The sequence below is a fragment of the Dictyoglomus sp. DH genome, assembly GCF_055181375.1.
Map to the genome: position 1 here is coordinate 640,065 of NZ_CM143706.1, position 22,544 is coordinate 662,608.

At 29.6% G+C, this 22,544-nt stretch carries 25 protein-coding genes and 1 pseudogene; 22 read left to right on the forward strand and 4 right to left on the reverse strand.

Annotated features, from left to right (window positions below; translation table 11 throughout):
- Window positions 1-74: 74 nt before the first annotated feature.
- Window positions 75-1,805 (forward strand): ABC transporter ATP-binding protein, encoded by a 1,731-nt coding sequence (locus ACY3JJ_RS03055; protein ID WP_463092326.1) that lies wholly within the window; start codon window positions 75-77, stop codon window positions 1,803-1,805.
- A gap of 2 nt (window positions 1,806-1,807) precedes the next feature.
- Window positions 1,808-3,604 (forward strand): ABC transporter ATP-binding protein, encoded by a 1,797-nt coding sequence (locus ACY3JJ_RS03060; protein ID WP_463092327.1) that lies wholly within the window; start codon window positions 1,808-1,810, stop codon window positions 3,602-3,604.
- A gap of 224 nt (window positions 3,605-3,828) precedes the next feature.
- On the opposite strand, the gene ACY3JJ_RS03065 is transcribed toward ACY3JJ_RS03060, so the two are convergent.
- Window positions 3,829-4,293 carry a DinB family protein gene (locus ACY3JJ_RS03065; RefSeq protein WP_463082647.1) on the reverse strand — a complete coding sequence of 155 codons (465 nt, stop codon included), beginning with the start codon at window positions 4,291-4,293 and terminating at the stop codon, window positions 3,829-3,831.
- Window positions 4,294-4,371: 78 nt separating this feature from the next.
- Between ACY3JJ_RS03065 and ACY3JJ_RS03070 the strand changes: the two genes are divergently transcribed.
- Complete coding sequence (locus tag ACY3JJ_RS03070; protein ID WP_463092328.1) at window positions 4,372-5,541, forward strand: MFS transporter; 1,170 nt, start codon at window positions 4,372-4,374, stop codon at window positions 5,539-5,541.
- A 43-nt stretch (window positions 5,542-5,584) separates the two neighbouring features.
- Here ACY3JJ_RS03070 and ACY3JJ_RS03075 read toward each other — a convergent pair whose 3' ends face one another.
- Entirely contained in the window at window positions 5,585-6,262 is a 678-nt protein-coding gene (locus tag ACY3JJ_RS03075) for a peroxiredoxin (RefSeq protein ID WP_463092329.1), read from the reverse strand.
- Between the two features lie 367 nt (window positions 6,263-6,629).
- On the opposite strand from ACY3JJ_RS03075, the gene ACY3JJ_RS03080 reads away from it, so the two are divergent.
- The 16 genes from ACY3JJ_RS03080 (at window position 6,630) to ACY3JJ_RS03155 (ending at window position 20,250) form a co-directional block, all read left to right on the forward strand.
- Window positions 6,630-8,342, forward strand: coding sequence for a polysaccharide biosynthesis protein (locus ACY3JJ_RS03080; protein WP_463092330.1), 1,713 nt, complete (start codon window positions 6,630-6,632; stop codon window positions 8,340-8,342).
- A gap of 228 nt (window positions 8,343-8,570) precedes the next feature.
- The gene (wecB, locus tag ACY3JJ_RS03085) at window positions 8,571-9,644 is read left to right on the forward strand and encodes a non-hydrolyzing UDP-N-acetylglucosamine 2-epimerase (RefSeq protein ID WP_463092331.1); all 1,074 of its coding nucleotides are present in this window, start codon (window positions 8,571-8,573) and stop codon (window positions 9,642-9,644) included.
- 9 nt (window positions 9,645-9,653) lie between these two features.
- The gene (gene mntA / locus ACY3JJ_RS03090) at window positions 9,654-10,109 is read left to right on the forward strand and encodes a type VII toxin-antitoxin system MntA family adenylyltransferase antitoxin (RefSeq protein ID WP_463092332.1); all 456 of its coding nucleotides are present in this window, start codon (window positions 9,654-9,656) and stop codon (window positions 10,107-10,109) included.
- Window positions 10,091-10,474, forward strand: coding sequence for a type VII toxin-antitoxin system HepT family RNase toxin (hepT, locus tag ACY3JJ_RS03095; RefSeq protein ID WP_463092333.1), 384 nt, complete (start codon window positions 10,091-10,093; stop codon window positions 10,472-10,474). The genes mntA and hepT overlap by 19 nt, the downstream gene beginning before the upstream one ends.
- 29 nt (window positions 10,475-10,503) lie before the next feature.
- Window positions 10,504-11,796: a nucleotide sugar dehydrogenase gene (locus ACY3JJ_RS03100; RefSeq protein WP_463092334.1), complete on the forward strand. Its 1,293-nt coding sequence runs from the start codon at window positions 10,504-10,506 to the stop codon at window positions 11,794-11,796.
- A gap of 30 nt (window positions 11,797-11,826) precedes the next feature.
- Entirely contained in the window at window positions 11,827-11,952 is a 126-nt protein-coding gene (locus tag ACY3JJ_RS03105; RefSeq protein ID WP_463092335.1) for a hypothetical protein, read from the forward strand.
- A 160-nt stretch (window positions 11,953-12,112) separates the two neighbouring features.
- Window positions 12,113-12,382 (forward strand): hypothetical protein, encoded by a 270-nt coding sequence (locus ACY3JJ_RS03110; protein ID WP_463092336.1) that lies wholly within the window; start codon window positions 12,113-12,115, stop codon window positions 12,380-12,382.
- 15 nt (window positions 12,383-12,397) lie between these two features.
- A complete protein-coding gene (locus ACY3JJ_RS03115; protein WP_463092337.1) occupies window positions 12,398-13,375 on the forward strand; it encodes a Gfo/Idh/MocA family protein in 978 nt (325 codons plus the stop codon).
- Between the two features lie 17 nt (window positions 13,376-13,392).
- Entirely contained in the window at window positions 13,393-13,980 is a 588-nt protein-coding gene (locus ACY3JJ_RS03120; RefSeq protein WP_463092338.1) for an acyltransferase, read from the forward strand.
- A 14-nt stretch (window positions 13,981-13,994) separates the two neighbouring features.
- A complete protein-coding gene (locus ACY3JJ_RS03125; protein ID WP_463092339.1) occupies window positions 13,995-15,377 on the forward strand; it encodes an O-antigen ligase family protein in 1,383 nt (460 codons plus the stop codon).
- Window positions 15,331-16,470, forward strand: a complete 1,140-nt coding sequence (locus ACY3JJ_RS03130; protein WP_463092340.1) for a glycosyltransferase family 4 protein — start codon at window positions 15,331-15,333, stop codon at window positions 16,468-16,470. The genes ACY3JJ_RS03125 and ACY3JJ_RS03130 overlap by 47 nt, the downstream gene beginning before the upstream one ends.
- 123 nt (window positions 16,471-16,593) lie before the next feature.
- Window positions 16,594-17,829: a glycosyltransferase family 4 protein gene (locus ACY3JJ_RS03135; RefSeq protein ID WP_463092341.1), complete on the forward strand. Its 1,236-nt coding sequence runs from the start codon at window positions 16,594-16,596 to the stop codon at window positions 17,827-17,829.
- Between the two features lie 263 nt (window positions 17,830-18,092).
- Complete coding sequence (locus tag ACY3JJ_RS03140; protein ID WP_463092342.1) at window positions 18,093-18,317, forward strand: hypothetical protein; 225 nt, start codon at window positions 18,093-18,095, stop codon at window positions 18,315-18,317.
- 41 nt (window positions 18,318-18,358) lie between these two features.
- Complete coding sequence (locus ACY3JJ_RS03145; protein WP_463092343.1) at window positions 18,359-19,516, forward strand: DegT/DnrJ/EryC1/StrS family aminotransferase; 1,158 nt, start codon at window positions 18,359-18,361, stop codon at window positions 19,514-19,516.
- Window positions 19,513-20,109, forward strand: coding sequence for a sugar transferase (locus tag ACY3JJ_RS03150; RefSeq protein WP_463082628.1), 597 nt, complete (start codon window positions 19,513-19,515; stop codon window positions 20,107-20,109). Before ACY3JJ_RS03145 ends, ACY3JJ_RS03150 begins: the two co-directional genes overlap by 4 nt.
- Before the next feature lie 3 nt (window positions 20,110-20,112).
- Window positions 20,113-20,250 (forward strand): DegT/DnrJ/EryC1/StrS family aminotransferase, encoded by a 138-nt coding sequence (locus tag ACY3JJ_RS03155; RefSeq protein WP_463092344.1) that lies wholly within the window; start codon window positions 20,113-20,115, stop codon window positions 20,248-20,250.
- Between the two features lie 3 nt (window positions 20,251-20,253).
- On the opposite strand, the gene ACY3JJ_RS03160 is transcribed toward ACY3JJ_RS03155, so the two are convergent.
- The gene (locus tag ACY3JJ_RS03160) at window positions 20,254-20,376 is read right to left on the reverse strand and encodes a hypothetical protein (protein WP_463092345.1); all 123 of its coding nucleotides are present in this window, start codon (window positions 20,374-20,376) and stop codon (window positions 20,254-20,256) included.
- Between the two features lie 25 nt (window positions 20,377-20,401).
- Window positions 20,402-20,851: pseudogene (locus ACY3JJ_RS03165) on the reverse strand (DUF4143 domain-containing protein); the annotation flags it as partial.
- Window positions 20,852-21,274: 423 nt separating this feature from the next.
- Here ACY3JJ_RS03165 and ACY3JJ_RS03170 point away from each other — a divergent pair.
- The 3 genes from ACY3JJ_RS03170 (at window position 21,275) to ACY3JJ_RS03180 (ending at window position 22,527) form a co-directional block, all read left to right on the forward strand.
- A complete protein-coding gene (locus ACY3JJ_RS03170; RefSeq protein WP_463082621.1) occupies window positions 21,275-21,538 on the forward strand; it encodes a hypothetical protein in 264 nt (87 codons plus the stop codon).
- Window positions 21,535-21,873 carry a hypothetical protein gene (locus tag ACY3JJ_RS03175; RefSeq protein WP_463082620.1) on the forward strand — a complete coding sequence of 113 codons (339 nt, stop codon included), beginning with the start codon at window positions 21,535-21,537 and terminating at the stop codon, window positions 21,871-21,873. The genes ACY3JJ_RS03170 and ACY3JJ_RS03175 overlap by 4 nt, the downstream gene beginning before the upstream one ends.
- A 351-nt stretch (window positions 21,874-22,224) precedes the next feature.
- On the forward strand, window positions 22,225-22,527 hold the full coding sequence (locus ACY3JJ_RS03180; RefSeq protein WP_463092346.1) for a hypothetical protein: 303 nt from the start codon (window positions 22,225-22,227) through the stop codon (window positions 22,525-22,527).
- Window positions 22,528-22,544: the final 17 nt, after the last annotated feature.

The window sequence follows — 22,544 nt, forward strand, 5'->3', positions numbered from 1 at the left end:
AGGGGGAGGGATATAATATAAACTTGGCTTACTAAATAACTGGAAAATAAAATTTCATAAAGGTGTAATTTAATATGATGAGATTAAAGAAATATATAAAGAATAACTTACACTTTTTTTTATCAGCTATTTTTTGTGCTATTTTGGCCTTATCCCTTGATATGTTTAATCCTAAAATTGTTGGGATACTTGTAGACAAAGTAATTATAGGCAAGGATAAAAGTCTTTTATCGCGATTACTTCTATCTCTTACTTTAATAACAGTTTCCAGAGTATTTCTTGGATATTTTAAAGAGTATTTTATGGATTTGGGTGGATCAAGACTTGCTTATGAGTTGAGGAAAGATCTTTTCGAACATCTTCAAACTTTGCCTCTTTCTTTTTTTGATGGCATAAATACTGGTGAACTTATGTCCCGTATCAGAGAAGACATTGAAAATATTTGGTTTACTTTCGGTTTTGGATTGGTTTTTTTTATTGAACAACTTTTTTATTTTATTATTGCCAGTATAATCCTTTTCTCTATAGAAACCAGACTAACTCTAATAGTGCTACTTGTTATTCCTTTTATTGGTTATACAGCTTATAAACTTGAGAAAGAAAATGATGAGGTATATGGAGAGATATCAGATCAAGGGGTCAGGATGAATACTACTGCTCAAGAAGATATAGCTGGAATAAGAGTTGTAAAGTCCTTTGGTAGGGAGAAGTATGAGATAGAGAAGTTTTTTAAAGAAAACATGAGAAATTATGAGTTAAATGTGAAGCAGGCAAAAATTTTTGCAAAGTATTTTCCTTGGATGGAATTTTTAACTAATTTTTCAATAGCTCTATCAATTACTATTGGAGGACTTTTAGTGATTGCAGAAAAAATGTCAATTGGTACATTAGTTTCTTATTCATGGTATGTTTCTATGATTGTATGGCCTGTAAGATTAGGGGGATGGATTGTCAACATGTTAGCTCAATGTTTGGCTTCTTTAAAGAAGATAGATAAGTTATTTAAAGAGAAATCAGAGACATCTTACATAGGGGAAAGAATAGAGATTAAGGAAGTAAAGGGGGAGATAGAGTTTAGGAATGTCTCTTTTAAATATAAAGATGAGTATGTATTAAAGAATATCAGTTTTCATATAAAACCTGGGCAGACACTTGGTATTATGGGGATTACGGGTTCAGGAAAAACTACCCTTGTAAACTTATTGGGAAGATATTATGAACCTTGGGAAGGTGAAATATTAATAGATGGGATTGATATAAGAAAAATTGATTTACAGGTTTTGAGAGAGCATCTTTCGTATGTCCCTCAGGATATATTTCTTTTCTCAGATACTGTGAGGGAGAATATAAAGCTTGGTAAGGATATAAATGATGAAAGGATAATTCAGGCGTTAAAGGATACAAGATCCTATCATTTTGTAATGAGTCTACCAGAAAAGCTTGACACAGTTATAGGGGAAAGAGGTCTTGGGCTTTCAGGAGGTCAGAAACAAAGGCTTACTATTGCTCGTGCCTTGGTAAGATCTACTAAGATTTTGATTCTTGATGATCCTACTTCTGCTCTTGATTTAGAAACAGAGCTTTATATTCAAAAATCTTTAGAGAAATATAAGGGAATAACAAAAATTATTATTGCTCATAGAGTTTCTGCGGTGAAGGACGCTAATGAAATAATAGTACTTGATAAAGGGGAGATTATAGAAAGAGGAACTCATGAAGAGCTTTTAAGGAAAAGAGGTAGATATTATGAAATTTATCAGGAACAATATGGAAAATTTGCCTTTATAGAGGAGGACTTAGTTTAAAAATGCCCTATGCATTAAGAGAAGATGAAAAATTAGAAGAGAAGGTAAGTTTAGATATCCTAAAAAGACTCTTTAAATATTTGAAGCCGTTTAAAAATGAAGTATTTGTTGTATTATTTTTCATTTTTGTAGTTATGGTGGTCGATTTACTAAATCCCTATTTTATTAAATTTGCTATTGATAGTTTTATTAAAGATAAAGATAGTAAAGGATTAATTCTTGTTGGCGTTTTAATGACCGTCTTAAATCTCATATCTATGATATCTGCAAAAAAGAGAACTCAAAGAATGGCAAAGATTACCCATGGAGTATTATTAAATATTAGGCAAGATTTATATAGTCATATTCAACAGCTTTCTTTTGCTTTTTTTGATGAAAGACCAGTAGGAAAAATTTTGGCAAGAATAATAAGTGACGTAAACTCTTTAGCAAATCTTTTTAATATGAGTATTACCAATCTTATACCTGATTCTGTTACTATAATTGCTACTTTGTTAATAATGTTTTATCTTAATTCAAGACTTGCTTTGTATGCTATGTCTACGTTACCTCTTTTATTTATAGTTCTTTTTTCAATACAAACTATAAGCAGAAAAAGATGGCAAATAGTGAGGAAAAAGGGATCTACCCTTAATGCTTTTACTCATGAAAACTTTTCTGGAATAAGAGTTGTTAAATATTTTACAGCAGAAAAATATAGAGCCAATATATTTTCTGATCTTGCATGGGATGTAAGGCAGGCTTTTGTTAGAGCAGTAAGGATAAATGATTTATTTTGGCCGATGGTGGAGTTTTCTTGGGGAATAGGTACTGTTATAACCTTCTATTTTGGAGTAAAAATGATTAAGGCAGGTGATATTTCTGTAGGCCTTCTTATTGCATTTGCAAGCTATATAGGCATGTTTTGGAGACCTATAATGAACCTTTCAAATTTATATAACAATTTTGTTATAGGCATGGCAAGTGCGGAGAGAATATTTGAAATAATGGATATAAAGCCAAATATAAAGGAGGAAGAAGATGCAATAGATATTGATATAAAGGGAGAAATAGAATTTAGAAATGTCTCCTTTTCTTATGATGGAAAGAGAAAGGTTTTGGATAATGTAAGTTTTAAAATAAAACCTGGTGAGAAAGTGGCCCTTGTTGGACATACAGGTGCAGGTAAAAGTACTATTGTTAATCTGTTATGTAGATTTTATGATCCACAAGAAGGAGAGCTTCTTATTGATGGGATAAATATTAAAAAGATTAAATTAGAGAGCTTAAGAAAACAGATCGCAGTAATGTTTCAGGATACATTTTTATTCTCGGGTACTATTCTTGAAAATATAAAATATGGAAGACTTGATGCTACTTATGATGAAGTAGTTGAGACAGTAAAGAAGGTTTATGCCCATGATTTTATCTCTAATATGGAGAGGGGTTATGATACAAATATTAATGAGCGAGGAATGAGGCTTTCTTCAGGACAAAGGCAAATAATTTCTTTGGCAAGAACCCTTATTGCAAATCCTAAAATTATACTACTTGACGAAGCAACTGCAAGCGTGGATACCTATACTGAGAGATTACTTCAAATGGGAATTGAGATCCTTCTTAAGGGAAGAACTTCTATTATTATTGCTCATAGACTATCTACTGTGCAAAATGTTGACAAAATTATAGTTATTGAAAACGGAAGGATTTTAGAGATAGGCAATCATGAGGAACTTATGAAAAAGAAAGGAATTTATTATCATATGTTTATGTCCCAATTTAATTATTGGGAGGAAAGAAATAGTGAAATTGTCTCATAAAAAAATAAACCCCCTGAGAGGGGGGACTCAGGGGGAGGGGGTGAGAGGGGGAGGTGTCTTCTCTAACTTACTATTTTTACTTTTTTAGACTTACTAACCTTACTTTTTATTCCTAAACTTTTTTAATAACATCAACTTTCGTTAAATAAGGTATCAAATATTTAATATGGTGTCAACCAAGAAGGGTTAAAGTTATATTAATTATTTTAAAAATTTGTTAACATCTATAACTCAATTCCCATAAGTTGTAGAATAAAAACTATCTGCCCAGCATGATAACAATCATGACTTATTATACCATATAGATTGTCTTCTAATGTACCATATTCTCCAATATTTTTATCAAGGTCATCATCATTCTTGGTTTTTAATATTTCTATAAGCTTATTATGTGCGTCTTCAAGTCTTTTAACTGTATTTTTCCAAGCCTCTTCAGAGGTATCAGTGGGAGTTTTAAAGTCATCTTCGGAAGGAAGATCTTTTCCTTCAAGGATACTTAAGAGATATTCTTTCCCAAAAATTAAATGATTTGTTATCTCCCAAATACTATGGGTATTTTCCTTTTTAAAAACTGCCTCTTTTGAAGTGGCATTTTCAAGAACATCCATTACAGAGTGAGACCATAATCCTTTGTCTTTTTGGAATGCATCATTCATGTATTTTATTATCCTTTCTAAGCGATCTCTCATGATGGACACCTCCTAAAAGGTATATTTGTGGATTTGATGGTCTTGTTTATAGTTTATCATAAATGTAAAATAAAACTTATGAAAAAAGAGATTTTTTTATTAAAGATATTCTTTTTTATATACTTTTCTGCTTGGGTATTTATCTTCTCCTTTGTACCTGTTTATTTAAGAGAAATAAAAGGTTTTTCTATTGGAATGATAGGGCTTTTATCTGCTATCTCATCTCTTTCTGGGACTATTTTTCAGGTATATATAGGTTATTTATCAGATAAGATAGGGAAGAGAAAGCCATTTATTATTTTAAGCTTTATTATGCTTATTATTCTTTACTCTCTTGTTTTTCCTAAATTGAATAGTTTTTGGACTTTTATATTTGTTTATTTTCTTTTAGGGGTTTTTGTAAGTACTATAACTACTATGGCTAATGTACTTGTTATGGACTATGCTATATCCGAAAATACTGGTACCCATTATGCCTCTATAAGAATATGGGGAAGTATAGGTTTTTTATTACTTATGCTTGTTACAGGTTTTTATCCTAAACTGGTTGAGCCTAAGATTATGTTTGTTATGATTGGTTTAATATATATGTTAGGCTTAACGATAAGTCTTATTGTGAAAGAACCTTCTTCTAAGATTAGCGTATCTAAGGTTGACTTTAGGAATATTAAGAGATTAATTTTAAGATCTGATGTTAGAAATTTTCTTTTATTTTACATTATTTACTACGTAGCTCTTCTTGGAGCATCTTCTAATGTGAATCTTTTGATTCGATCCTTAGGGGGTGAAAGTAAACATATAAGTTTTGCTTATTCAGCAAGTTCCTTTTCTGAAATTCCTTTTATGCTTATCTGGGGACATTTATCTGATAAGGTAGGGAGAAAACCTTTATTAGTATTTACCTCTATTGTTCTTCCTATAAGGATCTTTCTTTATACATTAACTACTAATCCGTGGCATATAATCTTAATTCAATTATTACACTCTTTAACCTTTGCTGTTATAGGTACGATCCCTATTGTTTATATGAATGATTTAGTTAATCCAGAAGAAAGGGCTACTGCTCAAGGTTTATTGAGCATGGGTATGTCCTTATCTTCAACAATTGGACCTATAATCTCAGGATTTGTAGCTGATATTTCTGGATTGAAAGGTATGTATCGTTTTCTAACCTTTGTTTCTTTGCTTTCTACTTTAATTGCAATAAAATATATAGAGGAATCAAAAAATAAGGTATCCCCTGTTTAGGGGATACCTTATTTAATTTCTACTATTAGTTTTTAGTTTTTTATTATCTTGTTAATTTCTTGTGGCAGAGCCACCAATCAAAGCATTCAATTTCTCCTTTTTTAGCAGATTCGAGTCTTTCCTTGGCTGTTTTTATATCCTTTGCAGGAGGGATTATTACATGGTCTTTACCAACAACTTCACTATCTGGCCAGTGAGCGGGAATAGCTACTCCATATTTATCAGATACCTGTAATGCTTCTACCACTCTTAAAATTTCATCCATGTTTCTTCCTACTTCCTGTGGATAGTAAAGTATCAATCTGATTATTCCTTTATCATCAACGACAAATACTGCTCTTACAGTATTTGTTCCTTTTCCTGGATGGATTAAACCAAGCTTTTCTGCTACCTTTCCTGTATCATCTGCAATAATTGGGAATTCAATATCAACACCTAACTTTTCTTTTATCCATTCAACCCATTTTATGTGACTGAAGACTTGGTCAATACTTAAACCTATTAATTCTGTATTGAGAGCTCTAAATTTTTCATATCTTTTTTGAAAAGCCACAAACTCAGTCGTACATACTGGAGTAAAATCGGCAGGATGACTAAAAAGTACAAACCATTTACCTTTATAGTCATTAGGAAGTACTTTCTCACCATGAGTGGTTAAAACTTTCATTTCTGGGAAAGGTTCACCAAGAAGTGGAAGCCCTTTTCTTTCAAGATTCTCCATTATTACACCTCCTTTTTAAAAATAATTATTATTTTCAATTTTATATTATCACAAGTGAAAAATTTTTGCAATATGAGATGATTTAAAAATAAATTTATGGAGATTGTCAGTAGTGACGAAAATCACTTTTAAATTACATTCTTTATGATATAATAAATAAACAAATGTAGATTAAGAAAGATAAAATATGTTGGGGGTTGAATTGGTTAGAATAATTAAAAAAACTTGGGTGCGTATCTTATTAGACTGGGTTTTTTTTATAATTTCTATATTTCTTGCTTTTTTTCTAAGATTTGAATTTTCAATTCCTCAAAAGTATATCCCAATTATAATGTACGCTCTTTTAAGGGAAATTATCATATTTTTTATGTTTTATTTCTTAGTATTTAAAATATATAGAACTCTCTGGGAATATTTTAGTTTAGACGCATTAAAGGATTTAACCCTTGCACTTACTTTTGAAAAGCTTAATTTTTATCTTTTAGGTATGATATTTCCATTAGAGGGTTATCCTCGTTCTATATTTGTAATCTCCTATGTTTTGTCTCTTATAATGCTTTTTTCATTAAGGGCTTTTATAAGATGGTTTTATGAAACTTTTAAACATACAAAACCTCTAAATAATCATTACAAAAATGTAATTATCATTGGGGCTGGTGATGCGGGAGAGAAAATATTAAGGGAGATTAAAACCCATAAGGAGTTAAATTATAACGTTGTTGGCTTTCTTGATGATGATAAGAATAAAATTGGAAAAATAATTCATGGAGTAAAGGTTTTAGGACCTATATCCTCTCTGCATCAGATTGCAAAGAATAATTCTGTACATGAGATACTCATTGCTATACCTTCAGCTCCCTCATCTTTAATAAGGGATATAGTTAGTATGGCTTCTAAATTGAAAATTCCTGTAAAGACGCTTCCTGGTATTTGGGAGCTTATAGATGGCAGAGTAAGTATTAACAAGATAAGAAATGTAAGAATTGAGGACCTGCTTGAAAGGGATGTAATAAACTTAGATTCGGAGAAAATAAGGGAATATATAAAAAGTAAGAAGATTCTTGTAACTGGTGCAGGAGGTTCCATAGGTTCTGAAATATGTAGGCAAGTGACAAAATATGAGCCAGAAAAACTCATTCTTCTTGGAAGAGGAGAAAATAGTATTTTTAATATAGAAATGGAATTAAAAAAATATTATCCAGATCTTTCTATAAAATCATATATAGCAGATATAAAGGATAGAGATAGAATTTTTTATGTCTTTGAAAAGGAGAGGCCTCAGATAATATTTCATTCAGCTGCTCATAAACATGTGCCTCTTATGGAGGAAAATCCTGATGAAGCAGTATTTAATAATGTATTTGGTACTATTAATGTTATGGATGCAAGTATACATGTGGAGGCCGAAAAATTCATCTTTATATCTACTGACAAAGCGGTATATCCTGCTAACATTATGGGAGCGACAAAAAGAATTGGAGAAATGTTGGTTAAATTCTATAATAGTAATTCTAAGACCAATTTTATTGCGGTAAGATTTGGAAATGTTTTAGGAAGTAGAGGAAGTGTACTGGAGGTTTTTAAGAAACAACTTGAAAGTGGTGGCCCTATTACTATTACAGATCCTGAGATGGAAAGATATTTTATGACTATTCCGGAGGCTGTAGGACTTGTGCTTCAGGCAGGAAGTATAGGAACATCTGGAGATATTTTTGTGCTTGATATGGGAAAGCCAGTAAAGATTTTGGATCTTGCTAAAAACTTTATTGAACTTTCTGGGCATTCGGTTGATGATATAGGAATAAAGATAATTGGGCTTAGACCTGGAGAAAAATTAAAAGAAGAACTTTGGGAAAAGGAAGAAAAAATTGAAAAAACCTCTCATCCTAAGATATATAAGATAGTTTCAAGTATGGGTATTGATAGGAATACTTTTAATAGAAAACTACAAGAACTACTGGAATCTGCAAAGAAGAGAGAAAAAGAAGAAATTGAAAAAGCAATTATAGGATTAATTACTACATATAAAAAGGATATGAATTTAACAAAAAAAGTCATGAAAGAAAGTGGAGTATCATAGATTATACATTTCAAAACATAAGGATTAGAGACTGTTAGAAAGGGATTTTATTATTAGTAGTAAAGATTTTTGGCTATGTCTGATGATAATTTAGATTTATATATTTTTGTGTCCTGTAAAGTGAAATTGAAATAGAGATTTTGATAGATTATATAGATTATTAAAGAAATTATGATGTTTCTTTTATGATAAGAGGTAAGTTTATATAAAGAAAGGAAGAGAATTTAGATGGGACTTAATATAGTCTCCATTGTAGGTGCAAGACCGCAATTTATCAAGCTTGCTCCTCTTTCAAAAGTCTTAAGAGAGGAAGGTTTTAAAGAGACAATTGTACATACAGGTCAGCATTACGATGATAATATGAGTGATATATTCTTTAAAGAACTTGAAATTCCAGAGCCTGATTACAATCTTGGTATTGGATCAGGTTCTCATGGTGAGCAGACAGGCAAAATGTTAATAGCCATAGAAGAGGTACTTATGAAGAGAAAGCCAGATTTGGTTATAGTCTATGGAGATACAAATTCTACTTTGGCAGGAGCTTTGGCTTCATCTAAGCTTCATATAAAATTAGCTCATGTTGAGGCAGGTCTAAGAAGTTTTAATAAAATGATGCCTGAGGAGATAAATAGAATCGTGACAGATCATCTCTCTGATGTACTGTTTTGTCCTACAGAGACAGCAGTTAAAAATTTGGAAAAAGAAGGTATAACAAAAGGAGTTTATTTGGTAGGAGATATAATGTTTGATGCTCTTATGTATTTTTCAAGGATAAGTGAAGAAAAAATTAAAATATTAGAAAACATGAAGCTAAATCCTAAAGAATATTATCTTCTTACTATTCATAGAGCTGAAAATACAGATAATTATGATAGATTAAAAAATATACTTTTCGCAGTTGCTCAATTTAGAAAAAAAGTTGTATTTCCAATTCATCCCAGAACAAGAAACAGAATCAAAGAGTTTAATTTAGAGAATTATTTAGATAATGAGAATATATTATTAATTGATCCTGTTGGATACTTGGATATGATAAGTTTGGAAAAGAATGCTATTGCCATATTTACAGATTCTGGTGGTGTACAAAAAGAGGCCTTTTGGCTAAGATTACCATGTATTACTTTAAGAGATGAAACAGAATGGATTGAAACTGTAAATTATGGATGGAATAGATTAGTGGGAGCAGATATAGAAAAGATATTAGAGGCAGAGAGAAATATTAAAGAAGGAGATTATGTAGATTTTAGTGATTATTATTCTACTCCAAAGATGAAAGAGATTGTAATAAAGGAAATTTCATAAATTACTTTGATGGTTATAAAAAAAGAAATTATTGAAAAAACAAAGGAAGAGCTTAAAGAGATTATAATAGACTATCCAGTTGGTTTTGTAATAATATTTGGATCCTTAGTTAAAGGAAATTTTAGAGAAGATAGCGATATTGATATTGCAATTCATTTACAAAGAGATTTAGAACTTTTGGAGATTGGAGATATAGTTTCTCGATTAGAAACTAAATTGGAGAAGAATGTAGATATTGTGATACTAAATAATCTCTACAAAATGGATCCTGTTATGGCTTTTGAGATAATTTCAAAAGGAATGCCTATTTATGTAATAAATAAGGAAAAATTTGTTGAATTTAAATATAGGACATTTATAGAATATATGGATACAGAGTATTTGAGAAAAATGATGGATAGAGATTTAAAAGAAAGAATAAAGAATAGAAAGTTTGGGATAAAGGAATGCTTAAAGAAAGAATAAGAAGGTTAGAGGATAAATTAGTAATATTGGAAGATTTTAAAAACAAAACGTCCTTAGAGGATCTTCTGAAAGATAAGGTTAAAGAGTGGGCTTTAAGATATGGAATTTTAGAGTGTATTCAAGAAGTAGTAGATATATCTTGTGCTTTAGTAAGTAGTAATAATTTAGGAAGTCCTAAAAATTATAGAGAATGTATAGAGATTTTAATAAAAAATGGATATATACCTGAAGATTTAGGTAAAAGATTGATTAATATGATAGGTTTGAGGAACCTACTTGTACATGAATATATGAAAATTGACTTATCTCGTTTGTATGAATTTTTAAATAATGTAGGTGATTTAGAGAATTCATCTATTATATAGAATTAAATAAAGAACTGGAGGACTGAAAAATGAGCTTTAAAAAAATATCTGTAGTAGGCTTGGGTTATGTAGGACTTCCATTAGCCTTGGAATTTGCAAGAGCTGGAGTTATAGTGTATGGGATTGAGCAAAATCCCAAGAAAGTAGAAATGGTAAATAAAGGTAAATCATATATTGATGATGTGAAAAGTGAGGATTTATTACAAGTTGTAAGAAGTGGTAATTTAAAAGCTTATGTTGATTTTGAACCTGTTAAAGATTCTGATGCAGTAATTATATGTGTACCAACTCCTCTTGGTCCTCACAAAGAACCTGATATTTCATACATAGTTAATGTTGCGACTGAGATATCCAAAGAATTAAAAAAGGGCCAGTTAGTTGTCTTAGAAAGTACTACTTATCCTGGTACTACAGAAGAAGTTTTGGTACCAATATTAGAGAAAAGTGGACTGAAAGCAGGAGAAGATTTCTATGTTGCTTTTTCTCCTGAGAGGGTAGATCCCGGAAATAAAAAGTTTACTACAAAAGATATACCAAAAGTAGTTGGAGGAATAAATCAGGTTTCTACTGATAAAGCAGCAGAACTCTACTCCCTAATAGTTTCACAAGTATTTAAGGTTTCTTCGCCTAAAGTGGCAGAAATGGAGAAACTTCTTGAAAATATATTTCGACTTGTAAATATATCTTTCATAAACGAGCTTGCAATATTGTGTAATAAGATGGGTATTGATATATGGGAGGTTATCCAAGCTGCATCAACAAAACCATACGGTTTTATGCCCTTTTATCCTGGACCAGGACTGGGAGGTCACTGCATTCCGATAGATCCCTTTTATCTCTCATGGAAGGCCAAAGAGTATGATTTTGAGGTGAGATTTATAGAGCTTGCTGGAGAAATTAATGATAGTATGCCTAAATATGTAGTACAACTTGTTATGGAAGCACTTAATAAGGATAAGAAATCAGTTAACGGATCAAAGATACTTATTATAGGAGTATCTTACAAACCTAATATTGCGGATCCTAGAGAATCCCCAGCATTAAAGATTATTCCAGAACTTGAAAGACTTGGTGGAGAAGTGGAGTATTATGATCCCTATATATCAGAGATAAAAATAAATGCAAATGGTAACGATAAAGTATATAGGTCGTGTGAATTAACAGAAGAAAAAGTTAAAAAAACTGATTGTATATTAATTGTTACAGATCATGATAATATAGATTATAATACTATATATAATAATGCGAAAAGAATTGTTGATACAAGAAATGCATTGAGAAAAAGAGGAATTAACATAGATGAAAGAGTAATAATTTTGTAAGAGAAGATGTTGATGATCTGAAGATGTGGGATGGGATATAATAAGAGAAAACTTAACGAAAAGAAATTTAAAAATTGGGAAGAGTATTCATGGGGTAGAAAGTATTGGTATGAAGTTAAAGGAAAGGCTGGATGGAGGGCTAAATACGTAAAATAAGTGGATATTGATGAGAATACTATAAAGTTTTATCAAGAGATTTATAATGATAAGGGGTAATTAATAGAGGTTCACAAAAAATATCCTGAAGATCTTGGCCATAGAAAAGTTAATAAAAATGATGTAAATTAATTAAAATTAGGAGGTTTTTAGTATTTTTATGATAACAAGAAGAGATTTAGCCAAAAAAATTATAGATTATCTTTATAGTAGAATTTCTTTAGATGAGCTTGTGGATTGGGCTGAAAGATGTTTAATAGAAGAAGACTTTGAAGAAGATTATTTTGATTTAATAAGAGATATTTTAAGTTATATTGGATTATCTAATGTTCCAGCCTTTGGTCTTGCATGGGAGGATTGTAAAAATTTTTTAGAAAAACTTGGATATGGAGTTCAAATAGAGATATATGAAAAAGTGGGTAATGAATAATAGATAATAATTAAAATGGATAAATTTATAGGACTTATAGGGCTCGGATATTGGGGTAAAAACATATTAAGGAATTTGTATGAACTTAATGTTCTTCATACAGCATGTGACTTTGATGAAAAGGTTATTGAAGAAAGAAAAAAAGATTTTCCAGATGTAAATTACACTCAAAAAGTAGAAGATATTTTTCAAAATCCAGAGATAACTTCTGTAGCTATAGCAACTCCTGCAATAACTCATTATGAATTGGTCAAAAAAGCTCTATTGAATAATAAGGATGTATTTGTAGAAAAACCTATGGCTATATCTGTAAGAGAAGGGGAAGAGATAGTTAAGTTGGCAGAAGAGAAGGGAAAAATTCTTATGGTAGGGCATATTTTGCAGTATCATCCAGCTGTAAATAAGTTGAAGGAACTGATAAAAAATGGTGCTATAGGTAGTATTATTTATATTTATTCTCATAGGTTAAATATAGGGAAGGTTAGAAAGGATGAGAATGCATGGTGGAGTCTTGCCCCTCATGATATATCTTTGATTCTTAGTATAGTAGGTGATATGCCTATTAATATATATTCTCAAGGGTTTGGATTTATAACAAAAGGGGTTGAAGATGGAGTATTGGCATCTCTTGAGTTTAGTAATGGAATTAAAGGACATATATTTGTAAGTTGGTGGCATCCTTTTAAAGAACAAAAATTAGTAGTAATAGGTACAAAAGGTATGATTGTATTTGATGATACCACTAAAGAAAAGTTGTTTTTATACTCTCATAAAGTAGAATTTAATAATGGATACCCTATAGCTAAGAAGGAAGAACTGCAAGTTATTGCTGTCGAAAATAATGAACCATTAAAATTAGAGCTTCTTCATTTTATAGAATGTGTTAAAGAAAGAAAAAGACCCATAACAGATGGTTATGAAGGATTAAGAGTATTAACTGTTCTTGAAAGAGCAATGAAGTTGGTTGATAAAGGTGAGAGTAGCTTAAATTAAATATGATGGAGGGGTATATGTCAAGTAATAAATCATATTTTGTTCATGAAAGCTCTTATGTGGATGATGGGGTTGAAATAGGAGAAGGCACTAAAATTTGGCATTTTTGTCATATATTAAGTGGAAGTAAAATAGGTAAAAATTGTGTGCTTGGACAAAATGTAATGGTGGGACCAAATGTAAAAATAGGGAATAATGTGAAAATACAGAATAATGTGAGTGTTTATGAAGGAGTAGAAATAGAAGATGATGTATTTTGTGGACCCTCTTGTGTATTTACCAATGTGATAAACCCAAGGGCATTTATTGAGAGAAAACATGAGTTTAGGAAGACATTGGTAAAAAGAGGTACAACAATAGGAGCAAATGCTACCATAGTATGTGGAGTAACAATAGGAGAATATGCCTTTGTAGGTGCGGGAGCAGTAGTGACAAAAGATGTACCGCCATATGCTCTTGTAGTAGGAGTTCCAGCAAGACAGATTGGCTGGGTATGTAAATGTGGAGTAAGATTGGAGTTTAATGAGAATAATGAAGCAATTTGTAAAAGTTGTGGGAGTGAATATAAATTGGAGGAGGGAAGATTAGTGTTAAAAATAAAATAAAATAAAAATGTATTATGAAGTTCATAAGTATACTCCATAATAAGAATATGATGAAATTGAATAATATTTTAATTTTTTTTCAAAATATTATTGTAAGATTAATTGTTAGCTTGATAAAATTTATAGATATATTTTTTAAATATCCTGAAATTTATTTTGCACTTTTTCTTACAGCAGGTGTATATAAAGCAGATGCGAGGTTATATTTGATATCGAGATATTTAGATCTTACTATTTTTTTTGAGATTCTAACTATTTTAAGTGTTTATCATAATATCCTTTTAAAGAAAATAAAGTTATTTTTACCCCCAAAACAAATCTTCATGACATATCTTTTATTGTTATTTATGGCTATTTTGAGCTTGTTATATACTCCTTCACCATTATATGGTTCTGAAAAATTATTTAGATTTTTATTTATAACATCTATGAGTTTTATTTTTCCTTTGCTTATTTTTAAAGATAAAGATTCATATGTACGTTTTTTGATTGTACTTATAATGTTAACTTTAATTATGGGATTTGATATAATAACTGGTGGTTTAAAACCTGGAGAATTTAGCTTTTATGGTGCTTTAGGTGCAAATTACTTGGCTGTTGGAAGAATAAGCGGAATTGCTGTATTATCTATAATTACCTTAATTTTTGTGTTAAAGAAAAAAATCCTAAAAATTTTCCTTTTTTTGATAATTTTAGTTCCTATTTTTAATATTTTAATAGCTGGAGGAAGAGGTCCACTATTGAGTTTGGCTATTAGTATTTTAATTTTGTTTATGTATTTGGTCTTACATTCTTTTAAACTTTTAAGAAGAGACATAAGGGTTAAAAAAAATTATTTAAATATAATTCTAGTAATGTTTTTATTGATTTTTATAAGTTTTTTATTAATTATCTTTTGTAAAGATTTTTTAGTAACTACGTTTTATAGATTAATTCTTTTAGAAAATTTAGAGGGAAGGTCTGTAGAAACAAGGATTTCTATGTATAGAACCGCTTTAATATCTATATATAATTTTCCTCAAAATATGATAGGTGTAGGTATAGGTGGATTTAGTTATATATATAATAGATCGGATATGAGAATATATCCTCATAATATTTTTTTGGAGATTTTATCTGAACTGGGCATTTTAGGAATGTTTTTATTTACTTTCATTATCTTATTTTCGCTAAGAGTTGTATCAAGTAATATTAAAGGAGCTAATAATGTTAATTATTATTTAAATTTGGGGGTTTTACTTAATTTTATTTTTATGTTTTTAAATTCTCAGTTTTCAGGGGATATAAATGACAATCGCCTTCTATTTACATTTTTGGGGTCTATATATGCCTTTAGGAGGATTATAAAAAATGATAAAGAAAATTTGTCACATAACAACGGTTCATCCACCATTTGATGTACGTATTTTTCATAAAGAGTGTAAAACTCTTGCTAAAGCAGGTTATGAGGTTTATCTTATAGCTCAACATGATAAAGATGAAAAGGTGGATGGAATAAATATAATATCACTATCAAAGACAAATAGTAGAATAAGGAGGGTCTTAATATTACCTATTAAAGCATTTTTTAAGGCAATGAAATTAAAGATGGATGTTTATCATTTCCATGATCCTGAGCTGTTACCGGTAGGAGTATTATTAAAAATATTTACTGGAAAAAAAGTGATTTATGATGTACATGAAAATGTTCCAAAACAAATTTTGAATAAATCTTGGATCCCTTTAAAAAGTAATAAATTTGTCTCCTTAATATATAGTGTTATAGAAAAAATTTGCTTATTTTTTATTGATTTTATAATTATTGCAGAGGATTCTTATATTGAAAATTATGGTAATATTAAAAAGATTGAAAAAATAAGAAATTATCCTTTGTTGGTACATATTAATAATGTTAATGATAAAGCTAAATTTTGGGTTAAAAAATGGAACATAATATATGTTGGTGGAATAACAAAGTTAAGGGGTATTTTTGAAGCAATTGAAACGCTTAGGATTTTGAATAAAGAAGAACATTACAATGTCATGTTAAAGTTGATTGGTCCTTTTTATCCTACTCATTTATTAAATGAAGTAATTAATTTAGCAAAGGAGTATGAGATTATGAATAATATAGAGATTTATGGGGAAGTCTCCCACGATAAAGTATTTAATTTTCTCTCTAATAGTCAAATAGGGATAGCTATTTTACATCCGGATCCTAATTATGTTGAAAGTATTCCGACTAAGCTTTTTGAATATATGGTAGCTGGTCTTCCTGTTATTGCTTCAAATTTTCCTCTATGGAAGGAAATTGTTGAAGGTAATAATTGTGGTATTTGTGTAAACCCTCTTGATCCAGAAGAGATCGCAGGTGCTATAAAATATTTAATAGATCATCCTGATAAAGCTAAGGAAATGGGAGAAAATGGAAGAAGAGCGGTTTTAGAGAAGTACAATTGGGAAAAAGAAAGTGAAAAGTTATTAAAATTATATGAGGAGATGTCAAAATGAAGAAAAATATCTGGATATTTAATCATTATGCAATAAATCCAGATCTTCCTGGAGGAACAAGGCATTTTGATTTTTGAAAAGAATTGTTTTAGTGAGTAGTAAAATATAATGGGGAGGAATGAGATGAATATTTTACTTATTAATCACTATGCAGGTTCGCCTCAATATGGTATGGAATATCGTCCCTATTACTTAGCAAGAGAATGGGTTAGAATGGGACATAGAGTGGTTATAATTTCAGCATCTTTCTCTCATTTAAGAATAAAACAGCCCACAGTAAAAGGAAATATAAGTGAAGAAATAATTGAGGGTATTAAATATATATGGATAAAAGCCCCAAATTATAAAGGTAATGGTTTTAAAAGAATACTAAATATGCTGACTTTTGTTTTTAAGCTTGTATTTTTAAGTAAAAAACTATCATCATATTTTAAACCAGATTTAGTTATTGCTTCATCTACTTATCCTTTAGATATATTTCCAGCATATCTTATTTCTCGTTTTTCAAAAGCTAAATTAATTTTTGAAGTTCATGATTTGTGGCCTTTAACTCCTATAGAACTTGGCGGTTTGCCTAAATGGCATCCATTTATTGTAATAATGCAAATTGCTGAAGATTTTGCATATAAACATGCAGATAAAGTTATATCTATTTTACCAAAAGCTTTGGATTATATGGTTAGTAGAGGTATGGATGCTAATAAATTTGTACATATTCCTAATGGTATTGATACAGAAGAATGGCAATCTTTTAATGATCAATTGCCTGAGAAATGTAAGGAGGTTATTGAGAAATTAAAAAAAGAAGAGAAATTTCTTGTGGGTTATGTGGGTTCTTTTGGTGTAGCAAATGCTCTTGATTATTTTATAGAGTCTGCAATATATCTTAAGGAATTACCTGTATCTCTTATCCTTGTAGGGCAAGGCCCTGAAAGAGAAAAACTCCAAAAGTATGTAGAGTTAAATAAGCTTGATAATGTTGTATTTCTAACTTCTATAGCTAAAGGTTCAATTCCTTTTTTATTGAATGAAATGGATGCTCTATATATAGGTTGGAGAAAAAATAGATTATATCGTTATGGGATGAGTCCTAACAAACTTTTTGATTATATGATGTCAGGAAAACCTGTTATACATGCTGTTGAGGCAGGAAGTGATTTAGTAAAAGAGGTTGGTTGTGGGATATCCATTCCGCCGGAGGATCCTGTTGCAATTGCAGAAGCTGTTAAGAAACTATTGTCTATGGCTCCTGGTGAAAGGGAGGAAATGGGAATGAGGGGGAGAGAATATGTTATTAAAAATCATGATTATAAAGTTTTAGCTCAAAAATTCCTGGAGGCAATAAGTGATAAAATTTAAAAAGTATTTACAGAACTTTATATTTATATTGGGTATTAAGCATGAAGTGGTGGTTTATATTTTATTTAAAGTAAATAAATTTAGGAATTGTTTTGTTTGGTTCCTATTATAGAGTGTTTTATGAAACTTTTTTGAATTTTTTAGTTTTTTGCTTAGAAATTACTTGATTTAGTTATAATTATTTTTATAATGTTATTGTAAAATAACATTAAGATAAATATGAAAAATATTATGAATCAAAAATATTTTATATATAGTTGGAGTTGATAAGAAAGAGAATAGATAATGAAATATATAATACTTTTTATTTTTCCCTTATAACTGCATATCTTTCTCTACTTATAGGTCAAAAGATAAGAATTATAGACAATCCGTCTTCTGTAAAGATTCATAATGTGCCTATTACAAAAACAGGAGGGTTAGGAATATTTTTAAATTATATTTTGAGAATTATATATCTTTATAAAATATTTTGTAATCTACTTTAGGGATGAAATTTTTGATATTTAAAGAAAGGAGTATCAAAAAAATGAGAAACACATTTCTTCCCTTTTCCCCTCCTCTTATTGAAGAAGAGGAAATAAATGAGGTTATAGAAACTTTAAAATCAGATTGGATAACTACTGGTCCTAAAACAAAAAGGTTTGAAGAAGAATTTAAAAATTATTTTAACGCACCCTCTGCTTTAGCTCTTAGCTCTTGCACAGCTGCTCTTCATATAGCTTTAGTTACATTAGGAATTGGCCCTGGAGATGAGGTAATTACAACACCTATGACTTTCTGTGCTTCAGTGAATGTTATTGAGCATGTAGGGGCTCGTCCAATATTGGTTGATGTAGAACCAGATACTCTAAATATTGATCCAAATAAAATAGAACCTGCTATAACTTCAAAGACAAAAGCAATTTTACCAGTGCATTATTCTGGACATCCTGTAGAATTGGACTATATCTATGATATAGCGAAAAAATATAATTTATTTGTCATAGAAGATGCTGCTCATGCTGTTTCGGCAAAATATAAGGCAAGATATGTTGGTTCTACCAATAATCCTGTATGTTTTAGTTTTTATGCTACAAAGAATATAACGACTGCTGAGGGAGGTATGCTTACTGGAGATCCAGATTTTATTGAGAGGGCAAGGATAATAAGTCTTCATGGGATGAGTAAAGATGCGTGGAAAAGATATTCTAAAGAAGGAAGTTGGTATTATGAAGTAATTTATCCAGGATTTAAATATAATATGACAGATATACAAGCAAGTATAGGATTATGGCAACTAAAAAAAATAGAAAGATTTCAAAAAAGAAGAAGAGAAATTGTGAAAATGTATAATGATGCTTTTTCAAAAGAAGAAGCATTAGAAATTCCTGTAGAACGACCTTATGTAGAGCATGCATGGCATCTTTATGTTCTTAGATTAAATCTTCAAGCTTTAAAGATAGACAGGGATCAATTCATAGAAGAATTACATAAGAGAAATATTGGAACATCTGTTCATTTTATACCAATTCATATACATCCTTATTATAGAGAAAAATATGGATATAAACCAGAAGATTTTCCGGTTGCATATACAAATTACCAAAGAATTATTAGTTTACCTTTATATCCTAGAATGACAGATCAAGATGTTTATGATGTAATAGAAGCTGTCTTAGATATAGTTAGAATTTATAAAAAATGAGGAAATGCAAAAGATTTTTTGATCTATTTTTTACAATATTAGGATTACCATTTTTGTTTCCTCTCTTTGTGATAGTTGCTTTGTTGATAAAGATAGAAGATGGGGGTCCTGTGTTTTTTGTGCAAAAGAGAATTGGTTATAAAGGGAAAGCTTTCTATATGTGGAAATTTAGGACGATGGTTATTGATGCAGAGAAAAAGGGAGGTCTAATTACTGTTGGTAAAGATCCAAGAATAACAAGAATTGGATATTATCTAAGAAAATTTAAGCTTGATGAATTTCCTCAGTTATTTAACGTTTTAAAAGGAGAGATGAGTCTTGTAGGCCCAAGGCCAGAAGTTGAGAAATATGTAATGTTATATAATTCTGAGCAAAGAGAGGTATTAAATCTTATTCCTGGTATGACTGATCCAGCATCTATTAAGTATGTAAATGAAAATGAAATTTTGGCACAAGCAGATGATCCTGAAAAAGTATATATTGAACAAGTAATGCCAGAAAAGATAAGGCTTAATCTTGAATATGCCGAAAAAGCTACTTGTTGCAGTGATTTTTTAATAATAATTAAGACATTTTTTAGAATTTTTGAATAATATATGCTTCCAATTACAGAAAATATTTCAAAAAGAACATTAGCATTACCTTTCCATAACAATTTAAAAGAGGAAGAAATAGAAGAAATTGTGTCAACTTTGGCAAGAGTTATGGAAAGAAAAACTAATATATTATTATAACCACTAAGGAATAGCAATTACTTTTGAGTGAAGATATTTTATTGAATCTCCATTGTAAATAAGCACTCCTCTTACAGAATTTGGGCTTTCTTTAATAAAGTCTAAAAGATTCTTAATATCTTTCATAGTAGGGTTTTCTGTAAGTTTAATCTCAAAAGCAAAGGATTTTTCTTCCCCATTCAATGATGAAATCTACTTTTTTGCCAGATATGGATCTGTAATAATATAGTTTTCCTTTTGGAATAATAAGTTCTGAATATGCTTGAAGATTAAGAAAGAGCATAGTCTCAAAGAAAATCCCAGACTCACAAGCAATTTTCAAGCTTTCTTTGTTGTGATATTATGATAGGTAAGCACAAAAAGCAGGATCTATAAAGAATATTTTTAGTGATTTTATAATTCTTTTTAGTCTGTTGGAAAAATTTGCAGGGACTTTTCTAATTATATTTAAGATTTCCATAAGTTTTATATATCTATGAACAGTAGGTTGACTTATTCCTATTTCTCTTGCTATTTCCGTTTGATTAATTATATTTCCACTTCTTAGAGCTAAAGCTGATATAAGTTTTCTAAAATCAATAAGGTTATCTATTTGAGAGAGAGCTTTAAGATTTCTTTATAAATTATGTTTTTTATATATCCTTCACACCATACAAGGATAGATTCTAAATCATTTATATATAATAATGGTAGCATGAAACCTTTTAAGATAAAGGGTATAGGATTAACTCTTTCTAAAGTCTCTTCTTTGGTAATGTTTTCTTAACATAAATTAAAAGATTTATTTATACAAGATCTTTAATTTATAGATATGTCATAGGGAATATCTCAAAGTAAATAGTTCTTTCTGTAAGACTTTCAGAAATTTCTTTAAGAGTAAGGTATTGTATTTTAATTCATAATCTGAATGATTTTCATTCGTAAATTATTATTGTATAAATATTAGATGTGATGTGCTATAATTTAAATTGAGATGAATTAAAATAATTTTAGTTTTTTGGAATAGAATAAAAGGAGTGAAATAATGAGTATATTAAAAAAGATTCCAAAAGAAGAACTAAAAGCTATTCTTCTTAGAGAGTATAAGAGAAGATTTCGCTTGTATAAAATTGTAGATGAGAAAATGAAAAAGAAATATAATATGTCATTTGAAGAATTTGAGAGGATGGGTATAGTGAAAGAAAAGGGGTACTCTTGGGATGTAGAAAATGATGCTATGGAATGGGAACACGCTATTGAGGGAATTAGATATATACAAGAAAAGATAAAAGAATTAACATCTGAATGACAATTGATGAAATATTAAAAAATATATATAGCTTGAAAGTTAAATATGATTTAAATCTTCTCTTCTTAGATTATACTGATATAACACTTTTATGTAGATTAGGATTTTCTTATGATATTTTTATTCAGATTTATGTGAATATTAGAAAAAACAAAGTTAATTTGGCTTTAGTAGTAAAAGATAATAGGATTTATGGAATAGATAGAGAAGGTGGATTTATGCATGAACATCCAATAGAAAGTCCTGAGCTTCATATCCCTCATGAGTCTGAGGTATCCATTGAAGATTTTATAATAAAGAGTATAGATATTTTAGAGAATTTAGGTTTATTGTGAATACTTAATAAAGAATTACTAATAGAAAAGATAGGAAACTATATTTCTATACTTTTAAACTTATCTGCCAAAATTATATTTTAAATTAGTGATGCTATAAAGTTTTTAGACCTTTTAGATTGGAAGTAGGATACTTTAGAATTCATGCTTCTGTTAAACATCTCCCTCATACTTCTTCCTCTTCTACATACCTTCTCATTTCTTTTCTGTAAAACCCCCAGCTTAGCATACAAGTTATCAGATGTAATGTGCTATAATTTAAATTGAGGGTAAAAGAAGATAGCTAATGATTAAGGAAAGTCTAAAAGCTTTCTTGCAGAAAAAAGAAGGATAATATAGGAGGAGAAATTAATGACTTCTATACTCCCTTTAAGTAATGAAAAAATTAAGGTTATAGCAAAAGAACTTGGTTTATCTGAAGATGAATTGATGAAACAAAGTTTGGTAACTTTTTTAGAAAGAAAATTAAAAGAGATAAAGGCAGAAATTTGTAAGATTATGAATAAGTATATGATTTCATCAATTGAGGATTTTGAAAGGCTTTATGAAAAAGTGAAAATAGAGGAAAAAGACTCTTTTGAAGATTTTAAAAGGCTAGATCATTTAGAATTTAAAAAAGAAGAGATAGATAAAATCTTGAAAGAATTAAAGTGATTATAGATACTGAAAAA